The 15,984-nt window shown below is 65.0% G+C and carries 18 protein-coding genes; 9 read left to right on the top strand and 9 right to left on the bottom strand.

Translation table 11 applies throughout. The features are described 5' to 3' along the window. Positions 1 to 117: 117 nt before the first annotated feature. The 4 genes from EB815_RS04380 to EB815_RS04395 are packed head-to-tail and all read right to left on the bottom strand — an operon-like array spanning position 118 to position 3,834. Positions 118 to 1,254, bottom strand: a complete 1,137-nt coding sequence (locus EB815_RS04380) for an ABC transporter permease (protein WP_056574031.1) — start codon at positions 1,252 to 1,254, stop codon at positions 118 to 120. Continuing rightward, on the bottom strand, positions 1,251 to 2,171 hold the full coding sequence (locus tag EB815_RS04385; protein ID WP_056574035.1) for an ABC transporter ATP-binding protein: 921 nt from the start codon (positions 2,169 to 2,171) through the stop codon (positions 1,251 to 1,253). The genes EB815_RS04380 and EB815_RS04385 overlap by 4 nt, the downstream gene beginning before the upstream one ends. Next, a complete protein-coding gene (locus EB815_RS04390) occupies positions 2,168 to 3,121 on the bottom strand; it encodes an HlyD family secretion protein (RefSeq protein WP_056574037.1) in 954 nt (317 codons plus the stop codon). The genes EB815_RS04385 and EB815_RS04390 overlap by 4 nt, the downstream gene beginning before the upstream one ends. Continuing rightward, positions 3,118 to 3,834, bottom strand: a complete 717-nt coding sequence (locus EB815_RS04395) for a CerR family C-terminal domain-containing protein (RefSeq protein ID WP_056574040.1) — start codon at positions 3,832 to 3,834, stop codon at positions 3,118 to 3,120. Before EB815_RS04395 ends, EB815_RS04390 begins: the two co-directional genes overlap by 4 nt. Positions 3,835 to 3,924: 90 nt before the next feature. On the opposite strand from EB815_RS04395, the gene EB815_RS04400 reads away from it, so the two are divergent. The 3 genes from EB815_RS04400 to EB815_RS04410 are packed head-to-tail and all read left to right on the top strand — an operon-like array spanning position 3,925 to position 6,193. Then, entirely contained in the window at positions 3,925 to 4,398 is a 474-nt protein-coding gene (locus EB815_RS04400) for a CYTH domain-containing protein (RefSeq protein ID WP_056574043.1), read from the top strand. Continuing rightward, positions 4,395 to 5,339 (top strand): CHAD domain-containing protein, encoded by a 945-nt coding sequence (locus tag EB815_RS04405; RefSeq protein ID WP_056574046.1) that lies wholly within the window; start codon positions 4,395 to 4,397, stop codon positions 5,337 to 5,339. The genes EB815_RS04400 and EB815_RS04405 overlap by 4 nt, the downstream gene beginning before the upstream one ends. A 53-nt stretch (positions 5,340 to 5,392) precedes the next feature. After that, positions 5,393 to 6,193, top strand: coding sequence for a YiiX/YebB-like N1pC/P60 family cysteine hydrolase (locus EB815_RS04410; RefSeq protein WP_056574049.1), 801 nt, complete (start codon positions 5,393 to 5,395; stop codon positions 6,191 to 6,193). A gap of 7 nt (positions 6,194 to 6,200) precedes the next feature. On the opposite strand, the gene EB815_RS04415 is transcribed toward EB815_RS04410, so the two are convergent. Further along, complete coding sequence (locus tag EB815_RS04415; protein WP_056574052.1) at positions 6,201 to 7,001, bottom strand: helix-turn-helix domain-containing protein; 801 nt, start codon at positions 6,999 to 7,001, stop codon at positions 6,201 to 6,203. A gap of 114 nt (positions 7,002 to 7,115) precedes the next feature. Here EB815_RS04415 and EB815_RS04420 point away from each other — a divergent pair, with 114 nt between their 5' ends. The 3 genes from EB815_RS04420 (at position 7,116) to EB815_RS04430 (ending at position 9,069) form a co-directional block, all read left to right on the top strand. Next, the gene (locus tag EB815_RS04420) at positions 7,116 to 7,976 is read left to right on the top strand and encodes an SMP-30/gluconolactonase/LRE family protein (RefSeq protein WP_056574055.1); all 861 of its coding nucleotides are present in this window, start codon (positions 7,116 to 7,118) and stop codon (positions 7,974 to 7,976) included. Between the two features lie 107 nt (positions 7,977 to 8,083). After that, a complete protein-coding gene (locus EB815_RS04425; protein WP_056576333.1) occupies positions 8,084 to 8,464 on the top strand; it encodes a nuclear transport factor 2 family protein in 381 nt (126 codons plus the stop codon). After that, complete coding sequence (locus EB815_RS04430; RefSeq protein WP_056574058.1) at positions 8,443 to 9,069, top strand: DNA-3-methyladenine glycosylase; 627 nt, start codon at positions 8,443 to 8,445, stop codon at positions 9,067 to 9,069. Before EB815_RS04425 ends, EB815_RS04430 begins: the two co-directional genes overlap by 22 nt. Positions 9,070 to 9,176: 107 nt before the next feature. Here EB815_RS04430 and EB815_RS04435 read toward each other — a convergent pair whose 3' ends face one another. The 3 genes from EB815_RS04435 to EB815_RS04445 form a co-directional block, all read right to left on the bottom strand. Then, positions 9,177 to 9,449: a helix-turn-helix domain-containing protein gene (locus EB815_RS04435; protein WP_056576335.1), complete on the bottom strand. Its 273-nt coding sequence runs from the start codon at positions 9,447 to 9,449 to the stop codon at positions 9,177 to 9,179. A gap of 281 nt (positions 9,450 to 9,730) precedes the next feature. Then, complete coding sequence (locus tag EB815_RS04440; RefSeq protein ID WP_056574062.1) at positions 9,731 to 10,441, bottom strand: phosphatase PAP2 family protein; 711 nt, start codon at positions 10,439 to 10,441, stop codon at positions 9,731 to 9,733. A 27-nt stretch (positions 10,442 to 10,468) separates the two neighbouring features. Next, on the bottom strand, positions 10,469 to 10,807 hold the full coding sequence (locus EB815_RS04445) for a hypothetical protein (RefSeq protein WP_056574065.1): 339 nt from the start codon (positions 10,805 to 10,807) through the stop codon (positions 10,469 to 10,471). Positions 10,808 to 10,980: 173 nt separating this feature from the next. Here EB815_RS04445 and EB815_RS04450 point away from each other — a divergent pair, with 173 nt between their 5' ends. Continuing rightward, positions 10,981 to 12,372 carry a sensor histidine kinase gene (locus EB815_RS04450; RefSeq protein WP_056574068.1) on the top strand — a complete coding sequence of 464 codons (1,392 nt, stop codon included), beginning with the start codon at positions 10,981 to 10,983 and terminating at the stop codon, positions 12,370 to 12,372. Further along, positions 12,369 to 13,031, top strand: coding sequence for a response regulator (locus EB815_RS04455; protein ID WP_056574071.1), 663 nt, complete (start codon positions 12,369 to 12,371; stop codon positions 13,029 to 13,031). The genes EB815_RS04450 and EB815_RS04455 overlap by 4 nt, the downstream gene beginning before the upstream one ends. A gap of 99 nt (positions 13,032 to 13,130) precedes the next feature. Here EB815_RS04455 and EB815_RS04460 read toward each other — a convergent pair whose 3' ends face one another. Next, complete coding sequence (locus tag EB815_RS04460) at positions 13,131 to 13,685, bottom strand: hypothetical protein (RefSeq protein WP_056574075.1); 555 nt, start codon at positions 13,683 to 13,685, stop codon at positions 13,131 to 13,133. Between the two features lie 272 nt (positions 13,686 to 13,957). Here EB815_RS04460 and EB815_RS04465 point away from each other — a divergent pair, with 272 nt between their 5' ends. Further along, a complete protein-coding gene (locus EB815_RS04465) occupies positions 13,958 to 15,961 on the top strand; it encodes a PhoX family protein (protein WP_056574079.1) in 2,004 nt (667 codons plus the stop codon). Positions 15,962 to 15,984 lie beyond the last annotated feature (23 nt).

Consider the following 15,984-nt stretch of genomic DNA (forward strand, 5'->3'; position numbering starts at 1 on the left):
TTTGTCCGCCGCGCCATGCCCGCCATCAGCGACTCTGCCATGCGGGAGATGCGGGCGATCGGACGCCGTTTTACGATCCGGCCGTCGTCATTGGCGATCATGGTTCGCGAGCGCCGGTCAGTCCAGCGTGCGCCTGAAGCGCAGCAGCGCGGTGCCCGCGAAGACCAGCACGAACACGGCCAGCCAGCCTATCTCGGTGGCGATGGCGTGGAAATCGGCGCCCTTCAGCATCACCGCGCGGGTGATGCGCAGGAAATGCGTCAGCGGGAAGATTTCGCCCAGCGCCTGGGCCCAGCCCGGCATGCCGCGATAGGGGAACATGAAGCCGGACAAGAGCAGGGACGGCAGGAAGAAGAAGAAGGTCAGCTGCATGGCCTGCATCTGCGAGCGGGCCATGGTCGAGATGGTGTAGCCGAGCAGCACCAGCGAGAGCACGAAGACGAGCACCGACGACAACAGAAGCGTCAGGCTGCCGACGAAGGGAATGTCGAACAGGAGCTTGGCCGCCACCAGCACCACCGCCACCTGCACCGCGCCGACGACGAGGAAGGGCAGCACCTTGCCCAGCATGATCTCGGCCGGGCTGGACGGCATGGCGAGCAGGTTTTCCATCGTGCCGCGCTCGGTTTCGCGGGTCAGCGCCATGGCCGTCATCATCACCATGGTCATCTGCAGGATGACGCCGAGCAGGCCGGGCACGATGTTGTATTGCGAAATGCCTTCGGGATTGTAGCGCTGGTGCACCACCACCTGCAGCTGCTGCCTGGCATTCTCGGCGGCCGCGGCCTGCATGCCCTGGGCGCGCAGCAGCGCCTGGCTCGCCACCGTGCTCAGCGTGGAAATGGCGCCGCTCGCCGCCGACGGATCGGTCGCGTCCGCCTCGATCAGGATTTGCGGATTGTCGCCCCGCTCGACACGCCTGGCGAAGTCGGCCGGGATGGTGACGACGAAGGAAACGTCGCCGCGCGCCATCAGGAATTCCGCCTCCTCGGCGCTCTGGGTCACATGGTCGAAACGATAGTAGCCCGTCACCTGCAGCGCCGAGACCATGGCGCGCGTGTACTGGTCGTTGCTCATCGCCACCAGCGCCGTCGGCAAGCCCTTCGGATCGTTGTTGATGGCAAAGCCGAACAGCACCAGCTGCAGCAGCGGCACGCCGAGCATCATGGCGAAGGTGATGCGGTCGCGCCGCATCTGGATGAACTCCTTGATCAGCAGCGCGCCAAGCCTGGCGAAGGAGAAGACACTGTTCATGCCATATTGTCCTTCGACCCCGACATGAACTGGATGAAGACATCCTCCAGGCTGGTTTCGCCCGGCGCGACCGTCACGCCCTCGTGCTCCTTCTCGACATCGGCAAGCGCTGCTTCGAGCTTCTTCCTGTCGGAACCGACGACATGCAGCGTCGCGCCGAAGGGCGCCACCTGGTCGACGCCGGGGCGGCCCTGCAGCTCTTCGGCCACCTTGGCCAGCCGCGGACCCTGCACCACGAACGTCGTCAGGCCGGCATTCCTGACCACCTCGGCGACGGTGCCGGTGGCCAGCATCCTACCGTAGGAGATGTAGCTGATGCGGTGGCAGCGCTCGGCTTCGTCCATGTAGTGGGTGGAGACCAGCACGGTGAGGCCGCCGCTGGCGAGGCGGTGGATCTCGTCCCAGAATTCGCGCCGCGCCTTCGGATCGACACCGGCCGTCGGCTCGTCGAGCAAAAGAAGCTTAGGCTTGTGCATGATGCAGGCGGCGAGCGCCAGCCGCTGCTTCCAGCCACCGGACAGCGTGCCGGCCAACTGGTTGCGGCGCGAGGTGAGACCGAGTTCCTCCAGTGTCCTGGCCACATACTCCTCGACCGGTTTCAGCCGGTAGAGCCGCGCCACGAATTCTAGGTTCTCGCCGATCGTCAGATCCTCGTAGAACGAGAATTTCTGCGTCATATAGCCGACTTCGCGCTTGATCCTGAGCGACTCCGTACGGATGTTGAAACCCAACACCGTGCCTTCGCCTTCGTCCGGCGTGAGCAGGCCGCACATGATGCGGATGGTGGTGGTCTTGCCCGAACCGTTGGGGCCGAGGAAGCCGACGATCTCGCCTTCGGCGACCGACATCGTCACATGGTCGACGACGGTCTTGTCGCCGAAGCGCTTGACCAGGCCGTGAACGTCGATGGCGTTCATCTGGCCGTTTCCGCAAGATCGACGTCGACGATCTGGCCGGGCTGCAGTGGGCCGGCATCGCCCTCCGGGCGGGCCTCGACCAGATAGACCAGCTTCTGCCGGTTCTCGAGCGAATAGATCACCGGCGGGGTGAATTCGGGATCGGGCGAGACATAGCTGACGCGCGCCTTCACACCACCGCCGCAGCCGTCGCAATGAACGTTGAGCAGGCTGCCTATCCTGACCGAGGAGAAGGCGGTCTCCGGTATGTAGACGCTGAGCTTCACCGCGCCGTCAGGCAGCATCGAGATGACCGGCGCGGTCGGGCCGGCCGTGTCGCCGGGATTGCGGATGACGTCATTGACGCGGCCGGACGAGGGCGCGGCCAGCCTGCGCTTGGACAGCCGCCACCGAGCCTGCTCCAGCGCTGCCTGCGCCTGCTTGACCTGATTGTCGGCGGCCTTGATCGTCTCGGGCCGCGCCGGCAGGCCACCGACGGCGAGATTGGCCCTGGCCTGGCCGACCTGCGCATTGGCGGTCTCCAGCGTCGCCGAGGCGGTGTCGTAATCGGCCTGGGTGCCGGTGCCGCGCTTGAACAGATCGGCGGCGCGGTCGTATTTGCGCTTCGCGTCGTCGGCCTGCGCCTTGGCCATGTCGACCTGCGCCTTGAGTGCGGCGATTTCTTCCGGCCGCTTGCCGACCTGCAAATCGGCGAGTTGCGCCTGCGCCTGGGCGAGGCTTGCCTCGGCCTGCGCCACCGCGATCTTGGCGTCGGCGCTTTCCAGCGTCACCACCGTCGTGCCCGGCGTGACGCGATCGCCGCGCTTCACGGCGACGGCCTCGACCTGCGCCACCTCGATCGGCGCCAGGAGCACATAGTCGCCCTCGACATAGCCGACGGCCAGGGGGGCGGTGGGGGCACAGGCCCCGAGAAGCTGCGCGGCGAGCGGCAGCGAACACAGAAAGCTCATGGTCTTTGCCCCTTCATCCCTGCCGCTCGATCCTCGATCTTTCGGGCGGCCAGTATGGCGCCGAGGTTGTCCGTCGTGACCGCCACGACCTTGGCGGCCTCGACAGCGCCGATATCGTGCCAACCCATGCGGCGCATCACCGCTTCGCGGCCGATGCGGAAATAGATGACCTGGCCGATCAGCGTGAAGACGGTGAGCCGGGTCCGCTCGCTTTCGGCCGGCTCGCCGGTCGCCTGCTCCCAGATCAGACACAACCGGCGATGCGTCGGCTCGAACACGCCGTCATAGATGCGGTCGAGGGCTGCTGTCGGATGCGACAGTTCGCGCAGGACGAACTGCACGATCTCGCCGGCCTGCGGCTGCGCCACGATGAAGCCGACCATCCGCTCCAGCGCCCCGAAGAGCAGCAGACGCGCGGCCTCCGGATCGTTTGCCGCCGCGGCCTGGGCGCTGCCCAATGCCTGGCCGGCAATCGTCTGGATGGTTTCGACGATATAGTCGGCGGCGGCGGCGCGAAGGCCTTCCTTGCCGCCGAAATGATAGGCGATCGACCCGATATTGGCCTGCGCCTCGGCCGCGATCTGACGGGTCGAGGTACCATCGAAACCCTGCCGGCCGAACAGTTTCAGCGCCGCCCGCACGAGTGCGGTGCGCGTCAGATCCGCCGGAGAGGTCTCGCGTCGGGGATTTTTGGTGTCGGGGACTTTGATCATGGCAAGACTTTAATCAATCGATTGATTAAAGTCAACTTGTGTTCGGAGTTGTCTTGCCATCGCCCGTGGCAAACGCTTTAGTGCGCGGCCATGGGCAAGGAAGTCGAGCGCAAGTTCCTGGTCTCCAGCACCGCGTGGCGGGAGTTGGTCGAGGCGGATATCCGCATTCTCCAGTTCTATCTCGCCGCGACGCCTGGCCGGACCGTGCGCATTCGCATCAGCGACGGCGCTTCCGCCAATCTGACGCTCAAATTCGGCAGCGGCGCGCGCGAGCGCGACGAGTTCGAGTATCCAATCCCGCTCGCCGATGCCGTCGAGATGCTGGACTTCGCCATCGGACGTGTCATCGAGAAGACACGTCACCATGTTAGGCATCGCGGCTATCTCTATGAAGTCGACGTCTTTGGCGGTGCACTCGCGGGACTTGTGGTGGCCGAACTCGAGACGCCGGAAGACGTGCCGGACGAAATGCTGCCTGACTGGCTCGGCCGTGAAGTCACCGGCGAGCAGAAATTCTACAACGCGTCGCTCGCCCTCGGGGGGATACCGGAGATCGCCGCATGAGCTTTCGTATCGACCCGCGCCTGCCGCTGACCGGCGAGGTCAGGCGCATCCTTGCCGAGGAAATTGGCAAGGCGCTCCTGCATCTGGATACGGCGCGCAGCCGGCCGGAGCAGGGACTGCACAAATGCCGCAAGCGGCTCAAGAGTGCGCGTGCCTTGCTGCGTCTGGTTCATTCCGGTGACGAAACATTCTGCACGACGGAGAACCAGTGCTATCGCAACGTTGCGGCCCTGCTTGCCGGCCCACGCGAGGCAACGGCGCTGATCGAGACCATCGACCGGCTGGCGGCAGCTTTCCCGAAGGAGAGCGCCGATGGCGGGCTCGATACCGTACGTGACCGGATGATTGCCCGCCAGCACGATCTCCACGAAGCCGCCGGCCTCGAAGCGGCGATCGGCGCGGCGACCGCCGCCTGCGAAGACGGCATGAAGCGGATCGAAAGCCTCGACTTGCCAGACCAGCCGGAACAGGCGGCCGACGTGCTTGCCGAAGGCGCCAGGGTCACCCTGCGCCGTGCCAGGAAGGCGCTCGACAAGGCTGGCTCGCGCGGCGAGGCCGACGATTTCCACGATCTGCGCAAGGCGGCCAAGACGCATGGCATGCACCTGTCGCTGCTGGGCAGGCTCTGGCCGACGCCTATCAAGGCGCGGCGCAAGGCGGTCGATGCACTGGGCGAGCGGCTCGGCGAATTGCATGATCTGTTCGTCATGCGCGCCTTGCTCGAGGCGGATGACGAGCCGCTTGGCCCGCCCGAGGACACGAAACTTCTCGGCAAGCTCATGAAACGTTCGGAGAAGAGCCTGAGAAAGTCATGTCTTGCCGAGGCGGCCGAACTGTTCGGCGACAGCCCCAAGCATTCGACGAAGAACCTGGCCCGCAAGGCGCGCGGTGATCTGGCCAGTCCGGCGCCGCGCGACGAGACGAGCGCTTCGGCCGGCTGACGAGGCCTGCACGCTGGCACTTCCCCGCCGGCGTGTGCTAGTCACGCTGCATCATGACCGAGCCCGGCGACACGCTCCTGGACCGACTTGGCCGCTGGCTCGCCGGCCGGTTGCAGGAAGAGTCCTCCGGCTATGAACCCTACACGCCGTCGGATCCCGAAACGTTGCGCCGCACGCTGGAACCCGGCGACATCCTTCTGATCGAGGGCAACCAGAAGATCTCGGCGGCGATCAAGTACCTCACCCAGTCGACATGGTCGCATGCGGCCCTCTATGTCGGCGACGCGCTGGCCGAACCGGAGGACGGAACAGAGCGGCGGCGGCTGGTCGAGGTCACGCTCCGCGAAGGCTGCGTGGCGGTACCCTTGTCTCGCTACCGCACCTACAACACCCGCATCTGCCGGGCGAGCGGGCTGACGCCGGAGGACCGCGACACGGTCGTCGCCTTCATGATCGGCAAGCTTGGTCTGAAATACGACCTCAAGAACATTTTCGACATGCTGCGCTATTTCCTGCCGACGCCGCCGGTGCCGGTGCGCTGGCGCCGGCGCATGCTGGCCTTCGGCTCCGGCGACCCGACCCGGGCCATCTGCTCCTCGCTCATCGCCGAGGCCTATGGCCGGATCCACTACCCGATCCTGCCCGAAATCACCCGTGCGCCGGGCCGCGCCTCGGCGCAGTCGAGCTATATGCGCAAGGAAATCCTGCACATCCGCCACCACTCGCTCTACACGCCGCGCGACTTCGACCTGTCGCCGTTTTTCCGCATCGTCAAGCCGACGCTGGAATATGGCTTCGACTACCGGTCCGTGACCTGGGACGACAAGGCCGCCGACGCGAAGGCCGCCGAATAGCGGCCTTTCAAGCCGGAAGCGGGCGCCGTCCTTTTGCGGTGGGCTGCTCAGGCGTCCTGGCGCCGGCATCGCGCGGGTGCGGGCCGATCGGCATGATCGCGGGAAATGGCGTCGCTCCAAAGGCAAACGTCCATTTGTAGCCGGTGAGCCCGTCCTCGGGCGTCGTATGCTGGTCGTGGTGAGCCAGCAATTTGGCGCGCTCGGCAAGGTCTTCCGCTTCGCGCCGCACCATCTCGGCCGTCTCAGGCCGCATCCGCCTGGAGAAGCTGACGAAGGTCGCCTCCTTCTCGATATGGGTGATGGCCCAGCCGATGAAATTCTTGTTGGTCATCTCGAACAGCGGCCTGAGCGGCCCTTCGAAATTCCACTGGATCGGCGTTTCGACCAGCAATCTTGCCGTGAGGCCCCGGCCGAGCGCGATCAGTCCCAGTTCCTCGAGGTCGCGCAGATAGAGGAACATCGAGGCCTCGCTCAGGCCTTGCGAGCGCATGATGCCCTGCGGCGTGAACTTTTCCGACAGCATGACGAAGATGAACATCAGCGCGGGCCGCCCAGCGAGCCGGCGCTCGATCTCGGGCGCGATATGGTTGACCGGCCCCGGCCCCCGGTTCATCGAGCCAAGCACGTTTTCCAGCTCGACGCCGGCTGCGGCGCATATCTCGACCAACCGGTCGAGCTTGCAGTTGCGCTCGTGGAAGATGCGTTTCACCGTCGGCTCGGAAACGCCCATGCGATCGGCCAGCTCGCGATACGTGACGCCCTTCGCCTTCAGCGTCCGCTTCAGCGCCTCGAAGATCAGACCGTTCATGGGATGCACCTCTTGCCGGCAATTTCGTATCGATTTTCGATACTAGCGGCAATCAGACTTTTCGAAAAGTATCGAAAATCCTAGCTCGTCGCCTGTCAGCACAGGAGAACAGCCATGAAACGCTTCATCATCCCAGCCTTGGTCGCCACCATCGGTATCGCGGCCGCACCAGCGGTCCAGGCCGGCGAACTCTGGCGCGCAACGGGCCTCCAACAACCGGAATCAGCTTTGTTCGACGCCGCCAACAACCGCATCATCGTCTCCAATATCGTCGGTAACCCGGGCGATGCCGACGGCAACGGCTATCTCAGCGTGCTGTCGCTGGACGGCAAGATCGTCACCCAGCACTGGACCGACGGCATGGACGCGCCCAAGGGCATGGCGATATCGGCCGGCAAGCTCTATGTCGCCGACATCACCAAGGTCCGCGTCGTCGATCTCGCCAGCGGCAGGCTGGTCGCCAGCATCGTGGTGCCGAATGCCGTCTTCCTCAACGACATGACGGCGGACCACACAGGCAAGGTCTATGTCAGCGACATGCTGGCCGACACGATCTACCGCATCGACGGCGACAGGCCGGAGCCGTTCGTCAGGGATGCGTTGCTGGCTTCGCCCAATGGCGTCTTCGCCGACGGCGACCGGCTGATCGTGGCCTCCTGGGGCAAGGGCATCAAGCCCGACTTCAGCACGGCGGAGCCGGGCGGGCTGCTGTCGGTCGACCTCGCCAGCAAGGTGGTTTCGCCGCTGCCCGGCGCGCGGAGATTCGCCGACCTCGACGGCGTCATCGCCATTGGCGACACCATCTACGCCACCGCCTACTTGACCGGCACGCTTTACCGCTACGAGGCCGGCGGAACTCCAGAAGCGGTGGCGCATTTCAAGCCGGGCAGCGCCGACATCGGCACCGACGGCAAGTCGATCCTCTATGTGCCGCTGATGAACGAGGGCGAGGTGGCGGCGCTGAAGCTCGATTGAGAAACGGCGGCTCGGGGCGAGCCGCGACCTTTGCTAACAGCCGTCGATGGACCGTGGTAGGAAAGGTCCTTCGACGGCGATGGAGGTTTGCCATGGAAGACTTTGCCATGGAAGACGGGGGCATCCGGGCGGCCCTGGATCGCCACTGGGCGGCTTCCGACGCAGGTGACTTCGAGGCGGAACACCAGATCTACCGGGAGGATGCGGTGCTCGACTATCCGCAATCGGGCGAGCGCATCCGCGGACGGCGCAACATCCAGTCGTCCCGCGCCGCGCAGCCGAACCGCAAGCGCTTCACCGTGCGGCGGATCATCGGCAAGGATGACCTCTGGGTCACCGAATATGTCCTGACCTATGACGGGCGGCCATCCCATACCGTCAGCATCATGGAGTTCCTGGACGGCAAGGTGGCGCGCGAGACCCAGTATTTCAGCGATCCATTCGAGCCGGGAGCCTCGCGGGCACAATGGGCCGAGCGGATACTGTGAGCCATGGGGAAAATCATCCGCCGATCGCCCGTGCGGAACTGCCGAACGAGACCGTCGCTCTCGCCCGCTTCCTGATCGGCAAGCTGGTGATGCGGGCGTTACCCGAAGGCATTGTCGGCGGCCGCATCGTCGAGACCGAGGCCTATGTCGTCGGCGACGCCGCCGGGCATGGTTTCAGGGGAATGACCCCGCGCAACCGCTCGCTGTTCCTCGAGCGCGGCCATGCCTATGTCTATCTCGCCTATGGCACCTCCATGATGCTGAATGTCTCGAGCGAGGGGCAGGGGATCGGCACCGGTGTCCTGATCCGGGCGCTGGAACCGCTCGAAGGCATCGCGATCATGCGGCGGAACCGTGGCATCGAGCGCTTGCGCGACCTGGCGCGCGGGCCGGGAAGGCTGGCCTCCGCACTGCGGATCGATCGTTCGCTCGACGGGCTCGACCTCTGCCAGAAAGGGCCTTTATGGCTCGCAGGCGATGCCCAGAGCCCCGGTGAGATCGGGCAGGGCATCAGGATCGGCATTTCGAAGGATGCCGACCGCCTGCTGCGCTTCTATCTCAGGGGCAGCCCGTTCGTCAGCGGTCCGAGATCGCTCAACCGATGAGACGCCGGCCAGCCGCCCTCCTCCGTTGAAAGGAAGCTGGACCGAAGGGACGCGCCTCTCACTTCCCCGCCAGCCGCGCCCGCGCGTCGCGGAGCCGGCACAGGTCATCAGCGGCCGCTTGGCGCCGGTGGTGCGGCGGGCTTGAGGCGCACGCCCCTGCCGCCGCGCTCGCTGGCCTGGTTCTCGCCGATCAGTTCCACCCCGGCCTCGTCGAGCGCCTGGATGACCTTCATCAGCGTATCGACCACGCCCCGGACCACGCCATCGCTCGCTTCCATGCGCTGGATGGTTGGAAGCGAAACGCCGGCGCGCTCGGCCAGCGTCTTCTGATCGATGCCGGCCAAAGCCCTCGCGGCACGCATCTGCGCGGCAGTGATCATCGGCCGGAACCCATGTCCGCGTCCGCGGAAATGGCGCATGACGTTTCAAGCATCAATATGAATCTTTGTGACTTAAACACCGTCGCCTGATTGTCCATTTCCGATACTTCCCGAGGATTGCAAGCTAGGATGTTGTCCATCTGAAGGAAGGGATAACGCGGTTGAGCAGTTTCAAAACTTTGGTGACATCGGCATGCTGGCTGTCAATGGTTCTGGCGCTGGCAGGCTGTGGTGGACACCTGATCAACAGATTGATCTGAGGGCAAGCCCGGGCGATGCGGTCAGGCGCCATAGGTATCGTCGCTCACCACCTTGCGCCGCTGCAGCATCCGCGCCACCAACCAGCATAGCATCGCCCAAGCGAAGCCCGCGCACCAGCCTGCCAACACATCCGACGGCCAGTGGACGCCGAGATAGATGCGGCTGACGCCGACCAGCACCGTCGTCAGCACGGCGAGGGACAGGACGTATATCTTCGTCGCCCGGCCATGCAGGAAGCGCGCCGCGAGCGAACCGAGCGTGAGATAGGTCACCGCCGACAGCATGGCGTGGCCACTCGGGAAGGAAAGCGATGTCTCGCTGACCAGATGCGAGACGAGCTCGGGCCGCGGCCGGTCGACGCCGACCTTCAGCAGGCTCGACAAAATCTGGCCACCCGCCACGGCGGCGAAGATGAGAAGCGCGGTCCCAGGCCTGCGGATCAACAGCAGATAGATGATCGTTGCCGTCGTTATCAGCACCAGCACGCTGGCGCTGCCCAGGCTGGTGATGTCGCGCATCGCCCCCTCCAGCCATGGCGGGCCGATTGGAATACCGGGTTGGCCCGCCTGGCGGAAGGCAAGCAGGATTTCGGTGTCGAAGGCGTGTGGCGTGGTGGCGCGCGCCACCTCCATCAACTCCTCGAAGCCCCAAAGCCCGCCGGCGACGACGAGGCCAGCCAGCAGGACCGGGAATTCGATCCGGTTAAGCAGGGTGCTTGCAGTGTCTTTCATCGGATCGGTACCGCGGCCTTCATTCGGTCATCGTCCCTGCAGATAGGGCCCGAGCGTGATCAGCGCCACGGCCGCGATCGCCATCACGATGCCGGCGGCCTGCAGGGCGTTGACGCGCTCGCCGAAGAACACCAGCGCGACGACGTTGACCGAGACCAGCTGAATGACGGCCGAGAGGCTGAAGGACACCGACATGCCGAACTCACGGATCAGCCGCAGCATGATCAAATTGCCCAGTGAATAGAGCGCGAGCGTCAGCAGGATCTTGCCGAGGCTCGGCGCAAGGCCCCATTGCTTGGCGGCGGTCGCCGCCAGAAGGAAGATCACCGTTGAAAAGCCAAGCTGCAGCAGTCCCGAAAACCCCAATGTCCCGTCCCCTTAGAAGCGGCTGCCGCCGCGTGCGCAGCGGACCTTGTTTCCGAAGCGCCCCGAGACGTCAAGCGAACTCGTTCCAACTAAGGTCTTGGCAACGGCAAGACTGAGGCTCAATGTGCCAATGTCGCCCAGCTGTCGATGGGGAGGGGGGCGGTCAGGGGCTTATGATTCGTATTCTGCAGAATTTGGCGCGGCGCTGGAGCGAGCTTTCGCTTGCCCTGCAATTCCTCGTTGCCGGCGGCTTTGGCCTCCTGGCCGTCATGCTCGTGGTCGGCGCCTGGGTAACGACGCAGATCCGGGACGGCGTCATGCGCAATTCGGCCGCCACGACGGCGCTTTATGTCGACAGCGTGATCGCCCCGCTGCTGCCGGACCTGCGCAAGAGCGAAGAGCTCAGCGAGGCCGTCAAGCAGGCGCTCGACGAGACGCTCGGCCAGGGCGCGCTCGGCAAGCGGCTGGTTTCGTTCAGGCTCTGGCGGCGCGACGGCACGGTGCTCTACGCCAAGGATGCGGCCTTGATCGGCCGCCGCTTCAATCTGACCGACAATCTGCGGTCCGCCTTCCAGGGCAACGTCACCGCCCAATTCGATACGTTCGACGAAGACGAAACGAAGGAACAGGCTGTCGGCACGCCCTTGCTGGAGATCTACAATCCCGTGCGCGAACCCTGGTCCGGCAATGTGGTGGCCGTCACCGAATTCTTCGAGGTCGCCAGCGATTTCAAGGCCACGCTGGCTTCCGCGCTGCTGTCGAGCTGGCTGGTCGTGGCCGGCACCACCTTGACGGCTTTTCTGCTGCTGTCGGGCATCGTCCTGCGCGCCAGCCGCACCATCGACGATCAGCGAGGGGCGCTGCGTCACCAGGTGTCGGAGTTGCAGGAGCTGGTGACGCAAAACAGCGCCTTGCGGCAGCGTGTGCAGCGGGCGTCCCGCCGCGCCACCGCACTCAACGAAAGATATCTGCGCCGGATCGGCGCCGACCTCCATGACGGACCGGCGCAACTGGTGGCGCTGGCGGCGTTACGCATGGACAGCCCGATATTTTCGGACGACGGCCATTGGACCGAGAGCCGTTCGGCCGAGGTCGCGATGATCCGCAGGACGCTGGAGGATGCCATGCGCGAAATACGCGGTATCTGCACCGGCCTTGTGCTGCCGCAGATAGAGACGGCCGCCGCCAAGGAGATATTGCGGCTGGCCGTCGACGAACATGAGCGCCGGACGGGAACCTCGGTGACGCTTACCATGCCCAAGCATTTGCCCGAACCCGGCGCATCCGAGAAGATCAGCATCTATCGTTTCGTGCAGGAAGGGCTGAACAATGCGTATCGCCACGGGCGGGCCAAGGATCAGGCGGTGCGTGCCGGGATGAAGAATGGCCGGCTGTTTGTAGAGGTGTCGGATAGCGGGCCGGGCTTCGATCCGGCGCGGGTCGAGGGGCTGGGGCTGGCCGGCCTGCGGGAGCGGGTCGAAAGCATTGGTGGCCAGTTCCAGACCTTGACCGGAGCACAAGGCACGCGATTGGTAATCAGTCTATCGGTTGAGGAGCAAGCATGATTGGCGTCATTCGAATCGCTATTGTCGACGATCATCCGCTGTTTCGCGAAGGCGTGACGCGCAGCCTGTCGGAGATCGGAGGCTTCGAGATCGTCGGCGAAGGCGCGACGGCGCAGGATGCCGAACGCATCGCCTCGACGGCGCAGCCCGACATATTGCTGCTCGACATCTCCATGCCGGGCGGCGGCCTGGCCGCGGTTGCAAGCATCCTTGCCGACAACCCCGCCCAGAAGATCGTCATGCTGACCGTTTCGGAGGCCAATGCCGATGTCACCAAGGCCCTGAATGCGGGGGTGCACGGCTATATCCTCAAGGGTGTCGGGTCGCGCGCCCTGGCCGACATCCTGCGCAACGTCGCGGCTGGCGAGAGCTATCTTTCACCGACGCTGTCGGCGCGGCTGCTGTCCGATCTGCAGTCCCCGCAGCCTGCCAATGCCGAGGCGGACCGGCTGCGGCAACTGACCGAACGACAGACGGAAATCCTCCGGTTGGTGGCGGAGGGGCTCAGCAACAAGGAGGTTGCCTTGCGCCTGCAGCTGCAGGAGAAGACGGTCAAGCACCACATGACCGGGGTGCTGTCAAAACTCAACGTGCGAAACCGAACCGAGGCGGCCCTCATGATGCGTGAGTTGCGCGACCGAGACAGGAACCGCGCGTAGGCCATCGCCGAACCGAGCGAGAGGCGGACAAAACGAGGTCACCTCCGCCGGGGGCGGCGAAGGTGAGGTGTGAAGCTGGTCGTTGCCTGTTGACCGGCCTCACAAGGCCTTGAGACGCCTGACATCGGCGGGCGTGGCCCGACGGTCGATGATCGTGCGGCCGAGCGCGTCGCGCATGCTGAAACGACCGTTCTCGATCTTTTCCGTCATGCCGTTGGGGTGCTCGACCGAGATCTTGCTGCCGTCCACGCTGACCTTGTCGCCGGTCGTGGCGTTGACATGGCTGGTGCCGGTGCTCTGGCTGGCACCCGGTCCTGAGTTGCCGCCACCATCATCACCGCCATCTGTTCCGGAATTGCCGCCGTTTCCATTTCCGTTGCCGCTATTGCCACCGCCGCTGTTGCCGCCGCTGCCGCCATTTCCATTTCCGTTACTGCTGCTGTTGCCGCCGCTGCCGCCACTTCCATTTCCGTTACCGCTGCTGTTGCCGCCGTTGCCACCGCCATTGCCGCCCTTGGCGGCCTGTGCGACAGCGGCATTGATCCCGGAGGCGGGGCCTTGCAGCGCGATTCGATAGGGGGCGATGGTCAACAGCAGCGTGGCCGCGGAGACGAGCGCCAGCCGGCAACAACGGGCCGTGATCGATCCGTTCATCCTGATCTCCGTCGATTGAGCCGGCGCGCCCACCCCAACGTTGCAACCAGCAACATCGCCGAAAGATGTATTGACCGGAAGCGACCTCCGACCGTTGCGTTTGTCACCCAGGACCTTTGGAAGCGCAAGACCGGACCAAAGTCCGACGTCATGGATGACAACTGCCTCGCGCGGAGTGGTGGAACAGGTATGATGTCACGAAAATGTGATCAGCCGGCTGTAGGGGTCGACAGGCGACAGAAGCTCCAGCCACTCGAAAGCCAGAGGCCCTCATGACCGAACATCGCTCCCCCGACGCCCGATTCCGCACCAGCCTGCTCGAGGAAAACGAAGGGCCGGCCATCAACCCGACCGACAACCGCACCATGGGCGAGATCATCGCCGCGCGGTTCTCGCGCCGGGCGTTCCTCAAGGGATCGCTCGCCGTCTCGGCGATCGCCGCCACGGTCAGCCCGCTGGCCATGATCGCCGCGGACGATGCCCGTGCCGCGGAAGGCTCGGCCTTCAAGTTCGACGAGCTCGAGGCCGGCATCGACGACAAGCATCATGTCGCGCCGGGCTATGACGCCGACGTGCTGTTGCGCTGGGGCGATCCGCTGTTTGCCGATTCGCCGGAATTCGACCCGACAAAGCAGTCGGCTGAGGCGCAGGCCAGGCAGTTCGGCTACAACAACGACTATGTCGGCTATATCCCGATCGACGGCTCGGCCGAACACGGCCTGCTCGTGGTCAACCACGAATACGCCAACCCGCATCTGATGTTCCCCGGCATCGTTTCGATCGTCGAGAAGGACGGGAAGAAGAAGGCCGAAGTCGCCCCGCTCTCGAAGGAGCAGGTCGATGTCGAAATGGCGGCGCATGGCGGCACCATCGTCGAGATCCGCAAGGAAGGCGGCAAATGGCAGGTGGTGCGCGACGGCAAGCTCAATCGCCGCATCACCTCCACCACGGAGATGGCGCTGTCCGGCCCGGTCGCCGGCCATGATCGCGTCAAGACCAATGCCGACGCGTCCGGCACCAAGGTGTTCGGCACCTTCAACAACTGCGCCGGCGGCGTCACGCCGTGGGGCACCTATGTGATGGCCGAGGAAAACATCCATGGCTATTTCTCCGGCGAACTGCCCAAGGGCCACAAGGAAGCCGCCAACTACAAGCGGCTCGGCATTCCCGAAGGCGCCTATGAATGGGGCGCGCATTACGACCGCTTCAACCTGGCCAAGGAACCGAACGAGCCCAATCGTTTCGGCTGGATCGTCGAGGTCGATGTCAACGATCCAACCTCGATCCCGAGGAAGCGCACCGCCATGGGCCGCTTCAAGCATGAGGGCGCTGAATCGATCGTCGCCAAGGACGGCCGCGTCGTCTTCTATCTCGGCGACGACGAGCGCTTCGACTATGTCTACAAATTTGTCACCAAGGGCGCCTTCAACGCCGGCGACCGCGCGGCCAACAAGGACCTGCTCGACGACGGCACGCTGCATGTCGCCAAATTCGCCGAGGACGGCACGGTGGACTGGCTTCCGATCGTCTTTGGTCAAGGCCCGCTGACGGCCGAGAACGGCTTCGCCAGCCAGGCCGACGTGCTGATCGAGACACGCCGTGCCGCCGACCTGCTTGGCGCCACAAAGATGGACCGGCCCGAGGACATCCAGCCCAACGCCGTCAACGGCAAGGTCTATGTGATGCTGACCAACAATTCGAAGCGCAAGGCCGACCAGGTCGATGCGGCCAACCCGCGCGCCGAGAATGCCTTCGGCCACATCATCGAGATCACCGAGACCGACGGCGATTTCACGGCCGCAAAGGGCAAATGGGAAGTGCTGCTGAAGTGCGGCGATCCTTCAGTGGCCGATGTCGGCGCCACCTTCTCGACGGCGACGACGGCCAATGGCTGGTTCGGCATGCCCGACAATTGCGCGGTCGATTCGGCCGGGCGCCTGTGGGTCGCCACCGACGGCCAGGGCCCGAAAGCCACCGGGCGCACCGACGGCCTGTGGGCGGTCGACACGGAAGGTGCCGCGCGGGCGACCTCGAAACTGTTCTTCCGTGTGCCGATCGGCGCCGAAATGTGCGGCCCGCTGTTTGCGCCCGACGACCAGACCGCCTTCGTCGCCGTCCAGCATCCCGGCGATGGCGGCGAGGACTGGGAAGGCTTCGGCCGCCCGTCCTACTACGAGGATCCGTCGACGCGCTGGCCCGACTTCAAGCCCGACATGCCGGTGCGACCTGCGGTCGTCGCCATCACCAGGCAAGGTGGCGGCAAGATCGCGGTCTGATCTCGGCGCCAAGGCCCGAAGCT

Source organism: Mesorhizobium loti, assembly GCF_013170705.1.
GTDB classification, from domain to species: domain Bacteria; phylum Pseudomonadota; class Alphaproteobacteria; order Rhizobiales; family Rhizobiaceae; genus Mesorhizobium; species Mesorhizobium loti_D.